Genomic DNA, 21,388 nt, shown 5'->3' with positions numbered 1-21,388 from the left:
GCGAAAAACCAAAAATAAAAATTTTGAAGCTAATATCCGCGTATTATTTTCATGTATTTTGTATTAATCAAATTTAAAATATAATTAAAATATTAAAATTGAGTAGTATTGACGGGTTTTTACCCAAAGCAGCCCAATTAATGCTTTGGGCCTGCTTCGAGGTGTAGCTGATTAGTGTGGATCCAGCCATCCTGAATCAGGCGTTTGAAAATGGTTCGAGCCGGCACCAGATTTGTTCCTTCCGAACGAATGGAGGCTTTCCAGAAAGCCTGTTGATCAGGTAAGGTTTGTAATTCGACGCTGTATTCGTTACCCGTGACACGAGTGGCTCCGTAACTGTTTTGCTGAATGATATCGCCCGTACGTTTGACAATCATCACTACATCGGCTTGACAGACTTTATTTTCTTTGGTAATGAAGCTATCCACGGAGTCAAAAGCTAGCTCCTGCGAACGAGAAGCCGTACACAGCGAATAACCTTCCGGGCAGGCTTTCAAGAAACGCTGGGAGTCTCTAACATCATGGGAAGAATCCAGCAGGAGTACTAAAATCTTACGAAAAGAAGCCTCCTGATGCGTTTTCGAGTTGGAACGAACGGAAACGCAACTAGTTAGAAAGGTGAAAATAAGGAAAAAAGCAGTGGACTTGATCATAGGTTTGGTAGAAAAATACCAATTATATGAAATTAGCTTTAGTCTTACCTGAAAAAGTGAAGAAACTGCCTTTTTTAATGTACTTATAATTTGTTAGAAACCTTACTCAGGCCTGCCACAAACCCGTATATCCCAGAAATAGTAAGTTCCTTCGCTTCGCTCTGGATGACAGATTAGAGTATCTGCCAGCTTTACTTAAGAGGCCTCTATGAAAGAAGGGAGAAGCCAGCTTAAGATTCTCCTTTCTTTTATACGAAAAAGCCATTTTAGACAGCCTTTTACTGTTCAGAAACGAATAAATTCCAGACCTGCTGAGCCAGACTCCAGCTAACCAAATCCAGTAAGTCGATAGAAGGGACATCCGCAGTTAATACCTCCGCATTTTTTTCTGTAAAAGCATACGAGTCAAAGGCGGAAAGTACCCAGTCAGCCGTACTCTGATGACTATACGCATAAATAAAGACCGGTACTGGGGGCTGAATAGACTGCACAAGCTGGAAATGATGAAGCAAAAAACGTAGTGTTCGGATCATGACAGCATCTAGTAAATTCTGGCCCGTCAGCTCCAGACAAACCTCCACTTTCGTAAGTAAGGTTTCTGCCGAATGACCCTGGTCAGTTAATGACCTCAGCCAGCGTTGCAGCGTATGCAGTACATGGCTTAATCGTCTGACGATATTCTCTTCTACTGGAGAAATAGGAGAAATAAGGCGGAAAGGTTTGAAGGAGGTCGAAAAAGAAGTTTTACGAAGAAGCCCTTCTTCAAAACCAGGTAGGTCAGGATTGAGTTTACTACCAAAGCCCCCTTCAAGGGCCGTGGAAAAATGACGCTGCAGTGTATCGGCCAAAGCCAAGTAATCCACTGATCCTGAGAAGTAGATTTTCTGATCAGTGGGGTTGAGGCGAGTGGCTAGTAAATCGTAATCCAATTCTGGGCTTTCAATTACTAATTCAGTAGCCTTGCTCTGGGGTAGAGAGGTTGGTAGGGATGGATCGGTAATAAAAACCACAGATCGGGCTAAAAGCTCAGGCTGTAATCGCTGGCTTTGAGAGATGGAGTGGCCGGGGAAGGAAGATGCAAAATCTTCTAGCTCCAGGTTCCATTCCTTCAACAAAGCCAGAGCCGCTTCTCGTAGTCCTTGCGGAATAAACTGCGTATGATTAGGGTAATAAAATTCAGCTAAAGGAGTAGTAAAGTTGTCGGTTAAAGTCATGGTTGGGGTCGTTTGAAAGTGACGTATTTACAAAAAGGCAGCTAGGGGGTAACGGTTTCTTAACTGAAAATGCATAATTTGGGAATGCTTTTCTCTAAAAAGAGCGTACTCAAAAAAATTTGAGGAATTTGCTTAAATACTTTTTACGGGGCCATTCTGTTTATTTATCTTTGCACCCCTTGTGAAAAATCCAGCCTGAAAAGAGCCTTGCAGACTGCCATCAGAGATGCCAAATCCGTTTGGCAAGAATGTTTAAAGATCATACGTGAGTACGTGCCCGACCAGAGCTTTAAGACCTGGTTCGAGCCGATCGTGCCCGCACGTCTGTCTGGAAACACCTTGACCATTCAGGTACCAAGCGAATTCTTCTATGAATGGCTGGAGGAAAATTACGTGCACGTGCTGCGAAGGGCCATTGACCATGCCATTGGCCGTCAGGGCATGTTGGAATACGCAGTGATTGTGGATAAAGGCGACGATAAGAAGCCGCCGATGGGTTATACCGTTCCGAACCAGCGACCCGCTCCTCAAAATGCACCCGCTCCGCAGAAGAAGGCAAATGCGGAACCCGAGCAACTTCGAAATCCTTTTGAATTACCCGATTTGGATGGGCTGGAATTAACGTCCTATTTGAATCCCATTTATACCTTCGAGAATTACGTTGAAGGGGACTTTAACCGGCTGGCCCGCTCGGCGGGACATGCCGTTGCTACCAAGCCCGGAGTTACCTCCTTTAATCCACTGCTGATTTACGGCGGGGTAGGTTTGGGGAAAACGCACCTCGCTCAAGCCATTGGTAATCAGATCAAAGCGTCTGACGCGGGGAAATTTGTGTTATTTGTTTCCACCGAAAAATTCATGAATCAATTCGTGATGGCGGTGCGGAATAACTCCATCCAGAACTTCACAAATTTCTACCTGCAAATTGACGTACTCATCCTGGATGACGTACAGTTCCTGGCAGGTAAGGAACGAACTCAGGAGACGTTTTTCCATATTTTTAACCACCTTCATCAGACTGGCAAGCAGATTATTATGACGTCTGATCGTCCCCCAAAAGATTTACAGGGGCTTCAGGATCGTCTGCTTTCGCGTTTCAAATGGGGGCTTTCCGCCGATTTACAGATGCCCGATCTGGAATCGCGAATTGCCATCATCATGAAGAAACTACACGGTGATGGGGTGGATATTGATTACGAAGTCATTGAATACCTGGCTCACTCCATTGATACCAACGTGCGGGAGCTTGAAGGTGTCGTGGTTTCTCTGATTGCTCAGGCTACCCTGTTACGTCGGGAGATTGATATGAATCTGGCCCGACAGGTGCTTCGAAATATCGTTCAGGACTCAGAGCGGGAGGTTACCATTGAAACCATCATGGAAACCATTTGCCAGCATTATAAAACTACGCTTCAGGATATGAAGGGAAAGAGTCGCAAGAAAGAACTCGTTTTCCCTCGTCAGGTAGCGATGTACTTTGCCAAGGAATACACGGATTTATCGCTTAAGTCCATTGGTTACCACTTTGGAGGCAGGGATCACTCGACGGTGATCCACGCCATTCAGACCATTTCCGAGTTAAAGGAGCATAACAAAGACGTGAAAGCTCAACTGCTCGAACTTCAGAAAAACTTCGGGAAGCGAAATTAGAAATACGTTGGGTTTGGAGTTATGGAGGGGAAATTCTTATTTCAGCTCACACACTACTTCAGTCCAACCGTATGATTACTTGCCTTCGTCGCTCCCAGCTTGATTCTGCCGCCTATGATGCCTGCGTAGAAGCCAGTGAGTGGGGGACAATTTACGGCCTTTCTTGGTGGCTGGATCTGGTTTCTCCGCAATGGGAATGTCTGGTCTGGAAAAGTACGAAGGATCAATACCGGGCCGTTCTCCCCATTCCCGTGCAGCAGCGTTATGGTTTCCGTTTCGTGCATCAACCGCTCTTCTGTCAGTTTCTGGCTTTATACGCTGGCGAAAGTCTTAGTCTTGATGATCAAAAGCTATTTCTAAATGCTTTATTCCGACAATACCGCTTCATCGCCAGTTTCTCCCTTAGCTTTCCTGCTCTGTCTTTATTAAATACCTATTCTTTCGCCCGCATTACTACTTTTCAAACCCATGTGCTTTCACTTGGTCAATCCTATGAGTCGATTCGTGAAGCATATAAACGGGATCGGAAAATGAACGTAAAGCGGGCTGAAAAAGCTCAATGGACGATTTCCGTAGGGAATCAAATCACGTCATTAGCTGACTTGTTCCGGCATTACCACGAGCATCAGATTCAGGGCGGAGCTCATCCCAGGACGTATGAATTACTGAACTCCTTGTTTGAAGCTAGTCAGAAAAGGGGCTTTTCCGAGTTATGGTATGCGGAGAAGGCAGGCGAAATCCAAGCCGGAGCCTGGTTTGTTACCTGGAAAAAACGTACGCTGTATTTGTTCAACGCAGCCAATGAGGAAGGCCGCCGGGGCAATGCTCGTACTTATCTTATTGATCGTTACCTAAACGAAAAAGCCGGAACTTCCGGCTTATTTGACTTTGAAAGTGCTCAGGTTACCGATATTGCTAACTTCTATGCTAGTTTCGGAAGCAGGGTAATGTCCTTTTACGAACTCCGAGCCAATCAGTTACCCGGATGGGTGAATGCCCTCTGGAAACTGCGTAATCGCATGCGGTAACTATTGCCACTGGAATTCTTCCCGCATGCCTCTGTAGTTTTTAAGATCCATCGCTACAGCACCTACCATCAGATCAAATTCTACCTTGACCGGTACTTTATTCGCATCATCCGAAACCCAGATACGGATGGCTTCCTTGCCGTCAAAAAGTTTATTTTGAGGCATGATGGGAATGATGCGGTGCGTGTTGAGCTTACCAAATTTGGTTTTCACCACTTCTTTACCAGCGTAGCGAATCTGGAGGTTAATAAAATCGTTATCATAAAAGGTTTTGACCGTCGTAATCTGGCCTTCTTTCATGCGGTTAAAATCCACCGTTCTCAGAAAAAAATAGCCACTAATGACATCATAAATCGAGCCAGGAGCTTTAAATTCCTTCACTTCTTCCTTTGAATCCTTGCCCTTACTTACCGAAACGATCTTGTCGCTTTCCTGATCGAAGCTAACCTTTTGCTCTTTCTGATAACGTCCTTCCTGCTGCCGCATGGAAAATTCCATAGGCAACAGCGTTTGCGGATCAATGTAGGACTGCCAGGAGTCCCGAACTTTCGTTACCAAATCAAATGCTCCCGTAGTTCTGCCCGTGGCCGTCACGCGGTAACAGGCTTTTCCCTTCACACGGTGAAATTTATCGCTGACATCCACGGTGGCTTCGGCAGCATTAATAAAACCATAGTGAACGCGGTACTCCAGATGTTCGCCGGGCGTTGCCTGAAAAGTGGTCCTTGGAGTTAGCTCCTGAAGTGAAATAAATCCTAATCCAACAAAACCACTTAGGAAAAACACTAGTAAAGAGAAGCGGGACATTCGCATGTAAAAGGGGAGTAAATGATCGTAATGAATCCGGTTGTAAAGGATATTAAGAGTCGTATTTAGTTTTTAAATAGGATAAGTATCGTTTGAAATCACCCCGAAACTTTTCCTTAAATTCAATTTCAAACTCATTTCGCCGAGAATTATACGTGGCAAACCCTACAAAGAAAGCATTATTTGGTAATTCATCAGCTTTCCAGCTTCGCCGCCGCACCTGAGTAAGGCCTTTATATAACGTATCAGCCTGTTGAATAATATAACGAATCTGCTGGTGTTTCAACTGATCTTTTCGTTGATTCGACCACTGGGGCAAAAAAGTTGCGTATAGACTATCCAGTGATAGTTTACCCCGATTGAAGTGCTGTACATAGCGATCTCTGAATACTTTACCCTGCAAATAGGTTTGGTAAACCGGGGAGCTAGTGCCAAAACGCTGTGCCAAAAATCGGACGGCTCCGTAATCGCCGATGAAGTTAGCCAGATTCTCATTGAACTCATGTTGATTTTTAATAAAGACAGTGGCGTGAGTCATTTCATGCATGATCAGACTGGCCAATCTTCCTTCAGGCAGTGAAAGCATGCCTGACAAAATAGGATCGTTGAAGTAACCCAAGGTACTATAGGCCGAAACCGGGCTGATTTCGGTATCGTAACCTGACCAGAGCTTCTCTTCTTTTTTGGCTCGTTGCAAATCAAAAAAACCTTTATAGGTAAAAGAACCGATGATGGGAAAAGAAAATTCAATGGCTTTGACCTGGTAGGGCTCTGCTACGGTCAGAACGTAACAAATGGGTTTATTGTGCTGATCGTAATAAGACTGATATAAGGGGGTATCGTTGAGACCCAGTGAATCAATGGCAAACTGCCGGATCTCTTCAATAAAGCGAAGTTTGCTTTTAATGGAATCGGGCACGGAAGAATCCTGAAGTACTTCACTAACGGGTTTAGCTTCCAGCAGGACTCTGGCCCCGCCGCTGAGTTGCCCGTAGCTGTAACTTACCCAGTCCCACTGCCAGATGCCTACTACCAGCACTAGCAAACCGATGGACAAGGCAATTTTTTTTATGATATGTTTCATGGTTGACTTTAAACAATAACCTGGACTTCAATAAAAACGCTTTTTTTGTAAACGGCAACCAGATATATCCATTTTCCTCGTAAATATGTTTTAAAATCAATCCGGGACGGAACGTTTCGGTGTTTAAATTGATTAAAAAAATAGAACAAATATTTAGGGGTGATTAGGATATTTGGCCCCTAATGTGTAATTTTAGGTCAAATTCTTCACTCAATAGCTCGTTTTTTTAAACATGGCAGAAGCAAAAGGTACGGACGCAGGGCAAAAGTTAAAAGCTTTGCAAACCACCATTGAAAAATTAGACAAAGCCTACGGTAAAGGTACGGTCATGCGTCTTTCAGATGCGAAAGTTCTGGATATTCCTGTTATTTCAACGGGTTCTTTAGGACTGGATCTGGCCTTGGGCATTGGCGGGGTTCCGCGTGGACGGGTGGTAGAGATTTACGGACCTGAATCTTCAGGTAAGACGACTATTGCCATGCATTGCATCGCTGAGGCTCAGAAAAAAGGAGGCTTAGCTGCATTTATTGATGCAGAGCACGCCTTTGATCGTAGTTACGCAGAAAAATTAGGCATCGATACAGGTAATCTTCTCATTGCTCAGCCTGATAACGGTGAGCAGGCTCTTGAAATTGCCGAGCATCTGATTTCCTCCGGTGCTATTGATATTATAGTGATTGACTCCGTCGCCGCTTTGGTTCCTAAAGCTGAGATTGAAGGCGATATGGGGGATTCGAAAGTAGGTTTGCAGGCTCGTTTGATGTCGCAAGCTTTACGTAAGATGACTGGTATCATTAACAAAACTTCCTGCTGCTGTATCTTCATTAACCAGTTACGGGAAAAAATTGGTGTGATGTTCGGTAACCCCGAAACCACTACGGGGGGTAATGCTCTGAAATTCTACGCATCGGTTCGTCTGGATATTCGTCGGGCGGGTCAGATCAAAGAAGGAGCGGACAGCATTACGGGTAACCGTACGCGGGTGAAAGTGGTTAAAAACAAATTAGCTCCTCCATTTAAAGTGGTTGAATTCGACATCATGTATGGCGAAGGAATCTCGAAAGTGGGTGAAGTGCTGGATTTAGCCGTTGAACTCGAAATCGTGAAAAAATCAGGTTCCTGGTTTAGCTACGGTACCAACCGTTTGGGCCAGGGTCGCGACGCAGTGAAAGAGATCCTCAAGGACAACCCCGAACTGCTGGACGAACTGGAAGCTAAAATCAAGGAAAAAGTAAAAGGTGATGATGAAGCTTTAGTGGACACACTTGAGCCTAACATTGTCGACGACGGTAAAGAAGAATAAGTTATTTATAGTATCGTTTTCGAAGAACCCTACTGACTGTTATAGTCAGTAGGGTTTTCTTTTATAGGTTATAAACATTTAGTAATCAGCAGATATTTTAAGGTAGATTCACCAATGATTAGAATAAATTAATAGCGGACTGACTTTAATTATTACCAGTAAATCTTAGTATCTTTCCAAAGACAATGGAATTATCCCCGCCAACTCATGAAAAATATCCTGATTACCCTGTTACTACTGACAGGTTTTCCAGCCCTTCTTCGGGCTCAGCAACCCGATAGTCTTTTGCTGGCTTCGGCCCAGTCTTCTACTCTGTTCTCAAAAGACACCTCCAAGGATTTATTTGCCAAAGGAAGACAAGATGCTCAGCTGCATTATAAAAAGTACAAAGCGGCTCGCAATGCTACTTTTCTAAGCAGTGTGCTGGTTCCTTTCATTGGAATTATTCCTGCCGTGATAAGTTCAGACAAAGGCCCTAAACTAGAAAACTTGGGTTTTCCGAACGCTGATTTAATGAAGTCGCCCGATTATGCTTCGGGTTATAGGCAAAGAGCCAAACAAATCAAACAAAAGAAAATCTGGACTAGCTGGGGTTTGGCCTTCGGTATTAATGTCGCCGCTCTGGTTATTATTGCTAATCGATAGAAATAAGGCTATTACAAAAGCAGCAGGAATGGATCTCCCTGCTGCTTTTGCCTTTATACATAAATCATCTTTCGGCTCATGCCCCCATCAACGGTAAAGTTTTGACCCGTAATAAACGAATTAGCGGGATCACTTAAGAAGATAACCAGATTGGCAATATCGTCGGGGTTACCCACGCGACCCGCTGGGTGCTGTTCGTGGTCGGCTTTACTGAGTTTTGCTGGTTTTTGATCCGAAGATTTTTGATAGGCCGTAACGTCAATCCATCCGGGAGAAATGCAATTTACCCGAATGTCGGGCCCCAGACTGATAGCCAGAGCATGCGTCAGAGCAAAAATTCCTCCCTTCGAGGCTGAATAAGCAAACGTGTCGGGCTCTGACTGAAAAGCCCGGGTGGAGCAGAGGTTAATAATGATTCCTTTACTTGCTTTCAGGTAAGGAGCACAAACCCTACTACCCCAAAACGGACCCGAAAGGTTGACATTTATGCCCTGAGCCCAGTCTTCAAAACTCCAGTCTTCCAGCGGCTTATTTTCAAAAATGGCAGCATTATTAACGAGTATATCAATGCGACCGAAAGCTTCAACGGTTTGCTCCAGAGCTTTTTCAATGGCTTTGGGCTGAGCGATATCACAGGGTAAAGCCAGTACGTGACCGAGTTTCTCGAATTCCTTCTGGATTTCACGTAACGCTTTTTCGTCCTGTTCCCAAATGGCTACTGAGCAACCTTTTTCGAGTAATCGCTGGCTAATGACCCGCCCAATTCCCTGAGCACCGCCGGTAATAATGGCTACTTTTCCCTGCATGATTTTCTTAAATGATCTGGAAAAGATCGCTTAAAAAGGCATGCAAAGTCCTAACGGGGATCGTCAATCTGGCCCTTCATGCGGTAACGAAGTAATACTTTTTTACCGGACACTTTTTCAAGCATAGGGCGTAAAATTTTACTAGCATTCTCGCGGGTTTGTTCTAAGATACCCTGATTAATAGCCGATTGGCTGACCTGCTCTTCGGCTTTCTTAAAGGCCTCATCAATCAGCAAAGCTTCATCGGTAAAGGCATATTCGGTGTTATACACCTTGGATTTGGAATGATCAATTTTGGCAACGCAAATTTCGGGTTCGGGCAAACGCACGATGAGTGTATCCCGCATTTCACCAATATCGGTAACGGTCATTTTAGTTAAATCCAGACAGCCAATGGCTTCGCCCTGAATGATGAGCAGAGCTTTGCCGTCGGGCAGAAACTGACGGATAATTTTTTGATCGACGACATCTCGGAAGCTATACTTGACTAACTCCAGTTTTCCCAGCGAGGTGATTTGCTGAAGAACGACGTTGTGATTGGTAACAACTTCGGAGCGGCCCGAGGGATCAAAAAACTTGCGGGCTTTGATTTGTTCCCAGCCGTAAATGATACCGGCCACGAGCAGAACTAGGAAGAGCAAACGAAGAAGCAAACGCATAAGTCAGGGGTGGATTTATAGAACCATGAGATTACAGCCCCGAAGGTCTGAGTTATCAAAACGTCCCAACACCCGAAAAGTTTGAGGCTCCCTGCCGTAACTTCCTAAGTCTTTCGTTTCCAGAAAACTACAGGAATCAATGTTGGCCAAATCAATAATATTAATGCCGCCCGTGCTGCGGGTTTGCTGACCGGGCTGATACAGATGAAACGGATCATTCACATCCCGAAGGGTAATTTTCATACTGGCGGGCAAGTGAAACAAACCTTCGCCGAAAGAATAGCCCTGGGAGAGTAACTCCGTCATTCCGTATTCTGAATGAATCACAGGAACATGAAAAGCCTGGGTGAGAATTTCGTGTAACTGCTCGCGAAGTAACTCTTCTCTACGGCCTTTCATGCCCCCCGTTTCCATGACAATCAAATGATTCATTCCCTCTAAAAAAGATAAATCAGCAGTTTCGGCCAGATCTAAAAGGGCGAAAGTAACTCCGATGAGCAGGACTTTTTTCTCGGGTTTCTGCCTCAAAACAGAGAGTCGTTCCAGCAATTCGTCGGTATTATGCAGGTAAAAGCCCGAATAGTCGGATTGAGTTTTAGCAATGAAATGCCGAACCATGTGGACCAGCGATGAATTCGACCTTTCCAGGTACGAGGGCAGCAGAGCCAGGATATGAAAATCCTGAAGCGGGCCGAAAAAGGCTTCGAAAATACCTTCACTCACCGCATCATAAAAATCAGGGTCCGTTACCAGATGCTGACTAGTGATCTGGCCCGTGGTGCCACTGCTTGCAAAGGTTGTTTTTACCGTTGCAGAAGTGCTTAATATGCGGTGCGATTTAAAAAACTCAATGGGTAAGTAAGGAATCTGCTCAAGCGAATGAACCTGTTCAGGCTTGATAGCTAAATGAGAAAGGTATTGCTGATAAATGGCATTCTGCCGGGCCTGAAGCCGGAAGACTTCCAGGCTCAGATCCTCAAAATGGTGGGGATTTAGCGATACTATTTTATCTTTAAGTTCTTCAGTAATAGGCATTTGTCTGTGACTTGAATAACCCTATAGGGTGAATTTTTACAAACTTACTTAATTTAGCAGGGGCTAATGTAACTTTAAGAGTGAATTGGTCGTTTATGACAGTGACTATAAGAATTAGGTTCCTATGATGCGGGTATTATTTACGTTTTTAATCCTTGGTGCGGGGCTATATCTAGCGGGTTGTACGACCGAGCCTGACTTTTCGAATGTGCCTAACTTGCTCGACGGAAGCACTACCATTAGCAAAACAACCAACACCGACCGCCTAGGTAATGCTCAGGATTCGCTGGTGATTGGCGTCAAATTTCAGGATGGAGATGGGGATTTGGGCTTATCCAGTAATATGTATCCTGATTCAGTGTTAATAAAAGAAGGGTATAATTATGAAGTAAAAACCCTCCGTCGCATTCGGGGCCAGTTTCAGGACGTAACGCAAAGCTTTGGCGTTTCCAACTCAGGTAACTTTCCCCGACTTCGTCAGGATAACAAAGTGGGACCCATTGAAGGTACGCTTTCGCGGTCTATTATGATTCCGCATTTGGCCGTGTCCCGAAACGACACCCTGAAATTTAGAATCAGAATCAAGGATCGGGCCCTTAATGTAAGTAATGAAGTAGAAACGCCTTCCGTTATTCTTCGGGTGCAGCAGTAAGCCATACAATTTTTCAATCATAAAAAAAGAGAATGACTGTGAAGCCATTCTCTTTTTTGTTAGGTCTTTACGGGTAAGGTAATTCGGAAGGTGGTGCCTTTCCCCGGCTCGGAATTCTTGACGAATAACTTGCCTTTATGATAGTTTTCGATGATGCGTTTAGCCAGCGTCAAGCCTAGACCCCAGCCACGTTTTTTGGTACTAAAACCGGGGTTAAACACTTGTTTCCAGTTGGATTTAGGAATGCCTTTGCCCGTATCACTGATGTCAATCACAATCTGACCGGGCTTTTCTGTCATTTGAATTCGCAACTCGCCTACGCCTTCCATGGCATCCACGGCATTCTTGCAGAGGTTTTCAATCACCCATTCAAAAAGATAGCGGTTGATGGGTATAAGCTTGCCCGCCGGAATTTGATTGGTAATCTGCCACTTGATTTTTGATGAAACCCGGCGTTTAAGATAGTCCACAAACTTTTCAATGTGAGTATCCAGTGGTTCCGGCGAAAGGGTAGGCATGGAGCCAATGCTGGAGAACCGGGCCGTAATGGTTTCCAGCCGCTCAACGTCTTTTTCCAACTCCAGCACGTATTCCGTTTCGTAGCGATCGGGATCAGTCTTGAAGTATTCCACCCAGCCTTTCAAACCTGACAGGGGCGTACCTAACTGGTGAGCCGTTTCCTTAGCCAAGCCCACCCAGACCCGGTTTTGCTCGGAGCGGCGGGAAGAACTAAAGGCCAGGTATGCCAGGTAACCAAACACTAAAAGCCCCAGAAACATCACCAGGGGGTAATACTGAAGCTGCGTAAAAAGAAAGGAGTGGCTAAAGTAGATGTACCCCTTGCCAAAACCTCCGTCGTATTCTATTGGAGCATTATCTGTTTGGAATTCAGCTGCTTTCTGTTTTAAGAAATCATGAACTTCATCTGGATTTTCGGGTAAGGTAATATTTCGGGGCGTGTATGTATTTTGATACTCAACGATAACCGGAATTTCAGTATTAACCTTTACAATATTATCAAAGAAGAAGTTAAGATCGGTCTCGGCAGAACTGGTATAGGCATATTCCAGACTTTTGGCGTAGAGGCGTACTTCTTCAAGCTCATGAGCTTCTAGTCGGGAAATCAGGGAATTTGTATAGTAAAACCATCCGATGGAAAAGGCCATCAAAGTCAGGAGAATACCGATTTTAACCTGGTTTTTCTGCTGATATAAATCACCCGACCGCATCCGGGCGGCTAAGTTACCCCGGCGGTTGTCGGCTGATGGTTTCAATGGAGGATTAGCAACGCTTTGTTTCATTTCTTTTCAACCAACGCCAAAGGCTTTTGGATTTATATACAGCCAATAAAATAATTCCAGCCTAAGTGATCCCCTCATTTAGCAATGGCTTGACGATTGGGGAAGCCTGAGTCTAATGCTCTGGATGAGCGGGTTAGGAAATGACAAATGTCATAGATTAAGTTGAAAAGTTGCCTTAATCTTGCTCAGGAGTCAGTAAAAAGGCCGATGTAGTTTTGATTCATTCTAAATAGAACAGAATGGGATTTATTACATCCGTCGGAAGGTTATCCTGACGTATTTTTGTGTTTTTAGTGAAGGAAATGACTACTACGTTTCGAGCAATCAGTTTATCGTACAAAACTGCTCCCTTGGCCATAAGAGAGCAGGTGGCACTGGATGAAAGCGAGGCCAAGACTTTTTCCCTGAAACTGAAAGAGCATTTTGGATTTCAGGACATTCTGGTGGTTTCCACGTGTAATCGTACGGAAATATATTATACGGCGTCAGCAAACTACGCCGAGTCAATCATTAAGTTATTAGCCATTGAAAAAGGTCTGGAGAAGCCCTCAGACCTGCCCGATTACTTTGTAGTACTGGACGATCAGCTTCAAGCCATTCGTCATTTGTTTGAGGTAGCTACGGGTCTTCATTCGCAGGTAGTAGGTGATCTTCAGATTCCTAACCAGGTCAAGCATTCGTACCAGTGGTCAGTGGATGTAGATGCAGCAAGTCCTTTTCTGCACCGATTGATGCACACGATTTTCTTTTCCAGCAAGCGGGTTAATCAGGAAACCAGTTTCCGGGATGGAGCTGCTTCGGTTTCGTATGCAACGGTAGATCTGATCGCTGATTTAACGCAAAATCATGCTCAGCCTCGCGTGCTGGTAGTGGGTTTGGGTGAAATTGGAACGGATGTGGTAAAGAACCTGGCCGATAAGGAATTTGCTCAGATTACGCTCGTTAACCGTACGTATGCTAAGTCGGTTAGCCTGGCGGAAGGAACCAATTTCCGGGTGGCTGACTGGGAAAACCTTGAAGCTGAAGTGCGTCAGGCGGATGTAATTGTTTCCTCTCTGCGGGTAACAACGCCGCTGTTTACCAAAGCTTTTGTGGAGAGTCTGGACATTCTGACCTTTAAGTACTTCATTGATTTGTCAGTGCCTCGCAGCATTGAAGCTCAGGTAGAAGAAGTTCCGGGAGCTCTAGTGTACTCCATCGACGATATTCAGGCGAAAGCCAACGCCGCATTGCAGCGAAGACTGGAGTCTGTACCAGCCGTACACCGGATTCTGGATGAAGCCATGGCCGGATTCCAGGACTGGTCGAAAGAAATGGTGGTATCACCTACGATTCAGAAATTCAAGCAGGCTCTGGATCAGATTCGTAAAGAAGAACTGGCCCGTCAGCTTAAACACCTGACGCCTGCCGAAGCCGATAAATTTGATAAGCTCACGGCAAATATTGTGAACCGCATTCTGCGTTCACCCGCTGTGAATCTTAAAAACGCCTGCCGTCGCGGAGATGCCGACCAACTGGCGGATGTTCTGGTGGAGCTCTTTGATTTAGAGCGTCAGCCCGAACACAAATAAAGACTATAGAACAACGAGTGTATTGAAACGATGTAGAGCAAGGCTTAGGCCTTGCTCTTTTTTGTTTCTATTGATACGCCTTTTGGTATTGGGCGGGGGTTAATGTAGTAATTTCCTTGAACTGCCGATTAAAGTTAGAAATGGTATTAAAGCCGCTTTCGTAACAAATCTGAGTTATGGTGAATTTACCTTCTATTAATAATTTGCAGGCATAACCGATGCGAACTTCACTGACAAATTCAGAAAAAGTCCGGTTGGTTCTTGTTTTAAAATACCGGCAAAATGCCGAAGGGCTCATCCCTGCTAGTGATGCCATCTCATCAAGTCTGATTTCCTGTCGAAAATGATCGAGTACGTAATCGTGTACTTTTTGCATCCGTTCGGTTTCTGATACTTTGTGCGTATTGACGTAACCCAGACTAGCAATAGGCTGGCATTCTTCGGCGTGAGCTAATTCGTCTAAAATGGATAGTAATTGCAAAATGGCCTGAAACCCACTCGCCTGCAAAAGCTTGTGCATCCGCTCCCGAATCTGACTTTTCAACACTCCGGTAATTTCATAGCCCCGCGTAGCGTCCGTAAAAAAACTTTGTAAGCCGTGCATTTCGGGCCGTTTGAAAAAGTCATTACCTAGAAAGTCTTCGGTAAAGTACACCACAATTCCCTTGGTGGAAAGCCCGGAGGAAGTCTGAAAGTAGGCCGGATCACTTCGCCAGAGGTGCGGAATATTCGGCCCTAAAAAAACGGTATCTCCTGGTTCGAAAGGCTGAATGTTATCGCCAATGAAACGGGTTCCAGTGCCTTCTTCAACCGTAAAAAGTTGGTAATGCGGATGAAAGTGCCAGTTGGGATCAAAATGAGGAGCCGTGAGTTCCTGCATGGTAAAGGAAGCCACTTGGTTTTCAATGGATTTACGCAGAGCTAATTTCATAGTGGAAAAGATTCGACGATATATTAAAAATCGACAATATTCTGTATTTTGATGCTTAATTAAGTTGATTCTGCAATATAGGTCAAAATACAGTAGGACATGGTCAATGCGGAGACAGTATTTATCATTTTTCCATCATAAAATTGCATAATGATTTACAGCATGAATCTGCTCCTGTGGGGTGGTAATCTCGATGAATCTTTTTTTCCAACGCTCGAATTAATCCAGTCTATTGGTTTCGGTGGGGTCGAAGTGCCCTTGTCTACGAGCGATCGTCAGCACTGGAAGCCCTGGGCTCGAAAACTGGATGAGCTGGGCCTTCAGCGGCAGGCCGACGTAATCTGCGGACCCGAAGCCAACCTGATCAGTGCGGATGCGGGGATGCGTAAAGCTACGCTGGAGCATTTGCTTCGCAGCGTAGATTGTGCTGTAGAACTGGGAGCTGAAAAACTCATGGGTCCTTACCATTCTGCTCTGGGCGTTTTTACGGGGCAACCCGCTACTGCGGATGAATGGAAATGGGGCGTGGAGGGCATTCAAATTCTGGCCGAATATGCCCAAAGTCAGGGGGTTACTCTAGGACTGGAATATCTCAATCGTTTTGAAATGTATCTGACGAGTTGTGGAGCCGAGCTGGCCCGCTTTGTCGATGAGGTGAACCATCCCAATTGTCAGATCATGTTCGATACATTTCATGCTAATATTGAAGAAAAGAACATTGGCGAAACCATTCGTCAGTTAGGAGACCGCATCACCTTCATACAGCTTTCAGAGAACGATCGTTCTACTCCTGGTAAGGGTAATGTGGATTGGAAAGGAGTATTTGCTGGCCTTCGCGACATTGATTACCAGGGTTGGTTGAGTATCGAAGCTTTCAGTCCCAAACTTAGTGTAGCCAATATCTGGCGGCAGATGTTCGATTCAGAAGAACAACTCATGCGGGATGGTCTGTCCTTCATTAAAAGTCAGTGGGAGTCGGTTCCTCAAGTAGTCAGTAACGGTCAGTTTTAACGATTTGTCTCAATTTATTAACCTTACTATTTTCAATCAGGCTTAACTTCTAATTACATGTCTTCACCCCTCAATATTGCCATTGTTGGCCTGGGATTCGGAGCCGAATTCATTCCTATTTATCAGCGTCATCCTTTAGCTAATATGTACGCCATTTGCCAGCGTACACCTGAGAAACTCAACGCCGTGGGAGATGCCTTCGGAATCGAGGTTCGTTACACGGATTTTGATGAGTTACTCAAAGATCCTAAGGTAGATGCCGTTCACATCAATTCACCCATTCCCAATCATGCCGAGCAGAGCCTGAAAGCTCTTCGGGCGGGCAAGCACGTAGCCTGTACTGTTCCGATGGCTACGAGTGTAGAGGATTGCCTGGAAATCGTAAGGGTTTCGAAAGAAACGGGCAAGAAGTACATGATGATGGAAACAGTGGTCTATAGCCGCGAATTCCTCTTTATCAAGGACTTATACGAAAAAGGTGAACTGGGTAAAGTACAGTTTTTAAAAGCTAGCCATCAGCAGGACATGGAAGGCTGGCCAGACTATTGGCCTGGACTTCCCCCCATGCATTATGCAACCCACTGTGTCGGTCCGGTGGCTGGTTTACTGAAGTCCAGTCCTGAGTACGTTTCCTGCTTTGGTTCGGGTACGATCAGCGAAGATCTGGCGAAAATTCACAATTCGTCTTTTGCCATTGAATCAGCACACATTAAATTCAAAGACAGCGATTTAGCTGCTTATGTCTACCGTTCACTCTTTGATACTGCCCGTCAGTACCGGGAAAGTTTTGAAGTATACGGTTCGAAAAAATCTTTTGAGTGGCCGTTGATTGAAGGCGAAGAGGCCGTCATCCATACCGCTAAAAAAGAAGAACACGAAATTCCTGAGCGGGTTACTGTTCCCGATTTTGCTCATTACTTACCCGAGGAAATTCAGGCGTTCACCACCCAAGGCGTTTACGACGTAGCTGATAACACGCACCTGAGCTTTACACAAGGCAGCGGTCACGGAGGATCACACCCGCATTTAGTGCATGAATTTCTTTCGGCACTCGTGGAAAATCGCGAGCCTTTCCCAAATGCTGTACAGTCAGCCGAATGGACGAGTGTAGGCATTTTGGCCCATGAATCAGCTCTACAGGGCGGGAAGTTGATGTACTTACCCGATTTTGAGAATGCATAACGATTTAATGCTGGTAGCCGTACTCTGCGGCTACCAGTTAAGCCTGAGCATGCTAAATCCACTTAAATGATGAAAAAAATTCTGGCCGGACTAGTCGCTTTGAGTCTGTTGACGCTTACCTACTGTACGCGGCAACCCCAGACCAAGAAAGTTGAATCCAAAGGCCGACGCATCGAAATTCTTTTCCTGGGCGATAAGGGACATCACCGCCCGATTCAGATGGCTCCGTTGTTAATGGCTGGGTTGGGAGATAAGGGAATTAACCTGAGCTATACCGATAAACTGGAAGACCTTAATCCAGAGAACTTAAGCAAGTACGATGGGTTACTGGTATTTGCCAACTGGGACAGCATTCCGGCTGCCCCCGAAAAAGCCATGATTGACTTTGTTAAGAATGGCAAGGGACTCATCGCCGTGCATTGTGCTTCCTGGTGTTTTCGCAATTCGAATGTTTTCGTCAATGAAATGGTGGGTGGACAGTTCTGGAAACATGGCTGGGACACCATTCAACCCGTGTGGACGAAGCCCGATCATCCGGCCATTTTCGGTGCCAAAAAGTTCAAGACGGTTGATGAAACCTACTTGCATAAAAAACTGGCGGCTGACAATGTGGTCTTAACCGAGCGGTTGATTGATGAAAAACAGGCCCAAGACAAGCCCGGACAGAAAACCGAACCTTATACGTGGGTGCGGAATTTCGGTAAAGGCCGTGTATTCTATACTGCTTATGGTCATGATGAAATTACCTGGAAACAGCCCGATTTCCATACCTTAATGGAAAAGGGAATCAAATGGGCTGTGGGAGATAAAGTCGTTGAGGAGCTTAAAAAACTTAATGTTCCCACGCTAGTGTATAAGGAAGCCAATTTGCCTAACTATGAAGAACGTCCGGGACCTCAATTGAAGCCTGATCCGCTTTCGCCGGAAGAGTCGATGAAATTTTTACAGGTTAATCCTGATTTTACGCTGGGATTATTCGCCCATGAACCTAACGTGCAACACCCCATTGCTCTGAGCTGGGATGAAAAAGGCCGCATGTTTGTGATCGTAACGCTGGATTATCCCAACGAACGTAAGGAGACCGGCGGTCGGGATTACATCCTTATGCTGGAAGATACCGACAAAGATGGCAAGGCCGACAAGTTTACCAAGTTTGCTGAAGATCTGAGCATTCCCACTAGTTTAGTGGCATACGATGGCGGATTTATTGTGTCTCAGGCACCGGATATGCTCTTTTTGAAAGATACCGATGGTGATGGAAAAGCGGATGTTCGTAAGGTATTGATCAAAGGATTTGGTACGACGGATACCCATGCCGGGCCTAGTAACCTGCACTACGGCTTTGATAACTGGATTTACGGTGCCATTGGTTATGCGGGCTTTAACGGTACCGTGGGCGGCAAGAAGCATCAATTTGGTCAGGGCTTTTTCCGATTTAAGCCGGATGGTTCCGAGATGGAATACCTAACCAATACGTCGAATAACACTTGGGGATTGGCTTTTGATGAAACGGGTAACCTGTTCGGTTCGACGGCTAATAACGATCACGGCTGGTACATGGCTATTCCTAACCGCTATATACTGGGTTGGGATAAACTTCGCATTCGCGGCGGTCGTAGCACGGATACGCACAAGGATATGAAAGTACTTACCCGCATTCGTCAGGTAGACGTGTTTGGCGGATATACATCTGCGGCGGGTCATAACTTCTATACGGCCCGCAGCTTTCCAAAATCATACTGGAATCGCGTTGCTTTTGTAAACGAACCTACGGGGCACATCATCCACCAGAATACCCTAGAAAAAGAAGGTACTGACTTCCATGATATTAATGACTTTAATTTAGTAGCTGGAGCAGATGAATGGTTTTCGCCCGTTTTTTCCGAAGTGGGTCCCGATGGAGCGGTTTGGTTTGCCGACTGGTATAGCTTCATTATTCAGCATAATCCAACGCCCAGAGGTTTCGAAACTGGCGAAGGTAATGCCTACGTAACGGATCTTCGCGATAACTCACACGGAAGAATCTACCGCGTCGCTTACAAAAAGGCTCCTGCGTATCAGCCCCTAGCTTTATCGAAAGATCGGCCTGATGAGCTAGTAGCAGCCTTAAGTAATAACAATATGTTCTGGCGACAAACCGCTCAGCGATTACTAGTTGAACGGGGTAATAAAGACGTCGTAAGTAAGCTACTAGGATTAATTCAGAATCCATCGCTGGATGAAATCGGATCAAACCCCGGAGCGATTCATGCCCTCTGGACTTTACACGGACTGGGTGTTTTGGATGGGTCGAATGCGGAAGCTTTAAAAGTAGCACAGGCTGCCTTGAAACATCCGGCGGCAAGTGTTCGTAAGACGGCTGTTCAGGTATTACCAGCTTCTGCTCAAACAGCCGAAGCTCTACTGGCTGCTAATTCACTCAACGACTCCGAGCCACTAGTGGCTTTGCACACGTTATTAGCGTTTACGCAGATTCCGCTCAGCCCGGCTGTTGAAAAGGCAGTATTAGCGGCTTTGTCTAATCCTAATTTTGTTTCGGATCGCTGGATGCCGGACGCCTTTACCACCGTATTTAATGCCCGTGGTTCAGAGTTACTGAAAACGTATCTGGCCAAAGCTCCCCTTAAGTCGTCAACGACTTCTACTGCGAATGCTTCAACTGGGATGAATCATGATCATCACGGAATGAACCACGGCGAAGCTAAAAAGACGGAATCAACTGGACCTAAGGCAGATTTGGTGGTGACTCAGGTAAAGTCTTCGACGGCTATTCCTACCATAAGGGAAGGGGTAACATTATCCGTAGAAGTTGAAAACCGGGGCTCTAAAGCCATTCCCGAAGGAACACCTATTACCCTGAAAATTAACGTTGCCGGGCCTAATATGACCCGGGACTGGGTAAGCTATACGTTCGTGAAAGGTCTTGCCGCTGGCGAAAAAGCCCTGATTTCAGAAGTAAATAACGGCCCCTGGGTAGGGAATATGAGCATGAACTCGGACGTTCCTGGCAATTTCACCATTGCCGTTACCGTGGATCCAGATAATAAAATTCCAGAGAATAACGAAAATAACAATGCTTATCGCCATGTGCTCAAATACCAGCCTCTGAGTAATCTGACTGGATTTGTGGTTGAGAATGCCAGCCGGGCCTATGCGGCCACGGCAACAGATGAGGAAATTCTATCTCTGGTAAGCGAGTTGAAAGAAGTTGATGACGCAGATACCAGAGCAGTACTAGCAGGTTTGAGACGCGGCTGGGATCCCAAGCGAAAAATGGATCCAGTGGCTTCTTCACAGCAATTACTGGCCAGTCTTGAAAAGGAATTTTCGACCGATAATAAGAAAAGCTTAATCCTTTGGGCCGAAGCGGCAGGTTTGAAAAAATCAGACGAGGTATCGGATGATCCGAATCTTCAGGTAATCAAGTTGAAAACGGTGACTGAAAAACTGCAATTCAATTTGAAAGAGTTTAGCGTGAAAGCTGGTCAGCCCGTAGAAATCATCATTGATAACCCCGATCAGATGCAGCATAACTTCGTGATTGGTAAACCTAAATCATTGGAAATCATCGGCAAAGCCGCCGATGCCATGATTACTCGCCCTGATGCCGTGTATAAGAGTTACGTGCCTGAAATTCCGCAGGTAATCATTGCGACTAAGCTCATCAATCCCGACGAAAACGTCCATCTAAAGTTTGTTGCTCCCAAAGAAGCTGGTGATTATCCATTTGTATGTACCTTCCCCGGCCACTGGCGAATCATGAATGGTGTTATGCGGGTAGTAGCTCCTATTAGCTCTAGTTCAACTAAGAGATAAACTTCTCAGAATCATTTGAAAACCCGGGTAAGTATTATAT

The 21,388-nt window shown here is 45.3% G+C and carries 18 protein-coding genes; 9 read left to right on the top strand and 9 right to left on the bottom strand.

Going from position 1 to position 21,388, the window contains the following annotated elements; all coding sequences use genetic code 11:
* Positions 1 to 137: 137 nt before the first annotated feature.
* Positions 138 to 653, bottom strand: a complete 516-nt coding sequence (locus QE390_RS05490; RefSeq protein WP_307141392.1) for a hypothetical protein — start codon at positions 651 to 653, stop codon at positions 138 to 140.
* Positions 654 to 931: 278 nt separating this feature from the next.
* A complete protein-coding gene (locus tag QE390_RS05485) occupies positions 932 to 1,867 on the bottom strand; it encodes a hypothetical protein (RefSeq protein ID WP_307141391.1) in 936 nt (311 codons plus the stop codon).
* 207 nt (positions 1,868 to 2,074) lie between these two features.
* Between QE390_RS05485 and dnaA the strand changes: the two genes are divergently transcribed.
* Positions 2,075 to 3,517, top strand: a complete 1,443-nt coding sequence (dnaA, locus tag QE390_RS05480; protein WP_232793722.1) for a chromosomal replication initiator protein DnaA — start codon at positions 2,075 to 2,077, stop codon at positions 3,515 to 3,517.
* 71 nt (positions 3,518 to 3,588) lie between these two features.
* Positions 3,589 to 4,545, top strand: a complete 957-nt coding sequence (locus tag QE390_RS05475) for a GNAT family N-acetyltransferase (protein WP_307141390.1) — start codon at positions 3,589 to 3,591, stop codon at positions 4,543 to 4,545.
* Here QE390_RS05475 and QE390_RS05470 read toward each other — a convergent pair whose 3' ends face one another.
* Both QE390_RS05470 and QE390_RS05465 read right to left on the bottom strand, forming a co-directional pair.
* Positions 4,546 to 5,358: a DUF3108 domain-containing protein gene (locus QE390_RS05470; RefSeq protein WP_307141389.1), complete on the bottom strand. Its 813-nt coding sequence runs from the start codon at positions 5,356 to 5,358 to the stop codon at positions 4,546 to 4,548. It lies immediately after the preceding gene.
* Between the two features lie 46 nt (positions 5,359 to 5,404).
* Complete coding sequence (locus QE390_RS05465; RefSeq protein WP_232793723.1) at positions 5,405 to 6,436, bottom strand: aminopeptidase; 1,032 nt, start codon at positions 6,434 to 6,436, stop codon at positions 5,405 to 5,407.
* A 232-nt stretch (positions 6,437 to 6,668) separates the two neighbouring features.
* Between QE390_RS05465 and recA the strand changes: the two genes are divergently transcribed.
* The gene (gene recA, locus QE390_RS05460) at positions 6,669 to 7,739 is read left to right on the top strand and encodes a recombinase RecA (protein ID WP_106637124.1); all 1,071 of its coding nucleotides are present in this window, start codon (positions 6,669 to 6,671) and stop codon (positions 7,737 to 7,739) included.
* A 207-nt stretch (positions 7,740 to 7,946) separates the two neighbouring features.
* Positions 7,947 to 8,384: a hypothetical protein gene (locus tag QE390_RS05455; RefSeq protein WP_307141388.1), complete on the top strand. Its 438-nt coding sequence runs from the start codon at positions 7,947 to 7,949 to the stop codon at positions 8,382 to 8,384.
* Positions 8,385 to 8,437: 53 nt separating this feature from the next.
* On the opposite strand, the gene QE390_RS05450 is transcribed toward QE390_RS05455, so the two are convergent.
* The 3 genes from QE390_RS05450 to QE390_RS05440 are packed head-to-tail and all read right to left on the bottom strand — an operon-like array spanning position 8,438 to position 10,884.
* Complete coding sequence (locus QE390_RS05450) at positions 8,438 to 9,190, bottom strand: glucose 1-dehydrogenase (protein WP_307141387.1); 753 nt, start codon at positions 9,188 to 9,190, stop codon at positions 8,438 to 8,440.
* A gap of 50 nt (positions 9,191 to 9,240) precedes the next feature.
* Positions 9,241 to 9,849 (bottom strand): DUF4230 domain-containing protein, encoded by a 609-nt coding sequence (locus QE390_RS05445; protein ID WP_307141386.1) that lies wholly within the window; start codon positions 9,847 to 9,849, stop codon positions 9,241 to 9,243.
* Positions 9,850 to 9,864: 15 nt separating this feature from the next.
* A complete protein-coding gene (locus QE390_RS05440; RefSeq protein WP_307141385.1) occupies positions 9,865 to 10,884 on the bottom strand; it encodes an acyl transferase in 1,020 nt (339 codons plus the stop codon).
* 124 nt (positions 10,885 to 11,008) lie between these two features.
* On the opposite strand from QE390_RS05440, the gene QE390_RS05435 reads away from it, so the two are divergent.
* Positions 11,009 to 11,536, top strand: coding sequence for a hypothetical protein (locus QE390_RS05435; protein WP_307141384.1), 528 nt, complete (start codon positions 11,009 to 11,011; stop codon positions 11,534 to 11,536).
* Between the two features lie 59 nt (positions 11,537 to 11,595).
* Here the strand turns inward: QE390_RS05435 and QE390_RS05430 are convergent, their stop codons facing one another.
* Complete coding sequence (locus QE390_RS05430; RefSeq protein WP_307141383.1) at positions 11,596 to 12,837, bottom strand: PAS domain-containing sensor histidine kinase; 1,242 nt, start codon at positions 12,835 to 12,837, stop codon at positions 11,596 to 11,598.
* Positions 12,838 to 13,139: 302 nt separating this feature from the next.
* Between QE390_RS05430 and hemA the strand changes: the two genes are divergently transcribed.
* On the top strand, positions 13,140 to 14,408 hold the full coding sequence (hemA, locus tag QE390_RS05425) for a glutamyl-tRNA reductase (protein WP_307141382.1): 1,269 nt from the start codon (positions 13,140 to 13,142) through the stop codon (positions 14,406 to 14,408).
* A 67-nt stretch (positions 14,409 to 14,475) separates the two neighbouring features.
* Here hemA and QE390_RS05420 read toward each other — a convergent pair whose 3' ends face one another.
* Positions 14,476 to 15,339, bottom strand: a complete 864-nt coding sequence (locus QE390_RS05420; RefSeq protein WP_307141381.1) for an AraC family transcriptional regulator — start codon at positions 15,337 to 15,339, stop codon at positions 14,476 to 14,478.
* A gap of 162 nt (positions 15,340 to 15,501) precedes the next feature.
* Between QE390_RS05420 and QE390_RS05415 the strand changes: the two genes are divergently transcribed.
* From QE390_RS05415 to QE390_RS05405, 3 genes are all read left to right on the top strand, one after another.
* Entirely contained in the window at positions 15,502 to 16,350 is an 849-nt protein-coding gene (locus QE390_RS05415) for a sugar phosphate isomerase/epimerase (protein WP_307141380.1), read from the top strand.
* A 57-nt stretch (positions 16,351 to 16,407) separates the two neighbouring features.
* Entirely contained in the window at positions 16,408 to 17,532 is a 1,125-nt protein-coding gene (locus QE390_RS05410) for a Gfo/Idh/MocA family oxidoreductase (RefSeq protein ID WP_307141379.1), read from the top strand.
* 66 nt (positions 17,533 to 17,598) lie between these two features.
* On the top strand, positions 17,599 to 21,348 hold the full coding sequence (locus QE390_RS05405) for a PVC-type heme-binding CxxCH protein (RefSeq protein WP_307141378.1): 3,750 nt from the start codon (positions 17,599 to 17,601) through the stop codon (positions 21,346 to 21,348).
* The last annotated feature ends 40 nt before the right edge of the window (positions 21,349 to 21,388 follow it).

Source organism: Siphonobacter sp. SORGH_AS_1065, from assembly GCF_030818595.1.
GTDB lineage: Bacteria > Bacteroidota > Bacteroidia > Cytophagales > Spirosomataceae > Siphonobacter.
Note: the sequence above shows the minus strand (reverse complement) of the source record. Positions and strands in the feature narration are given on the sequence as shown.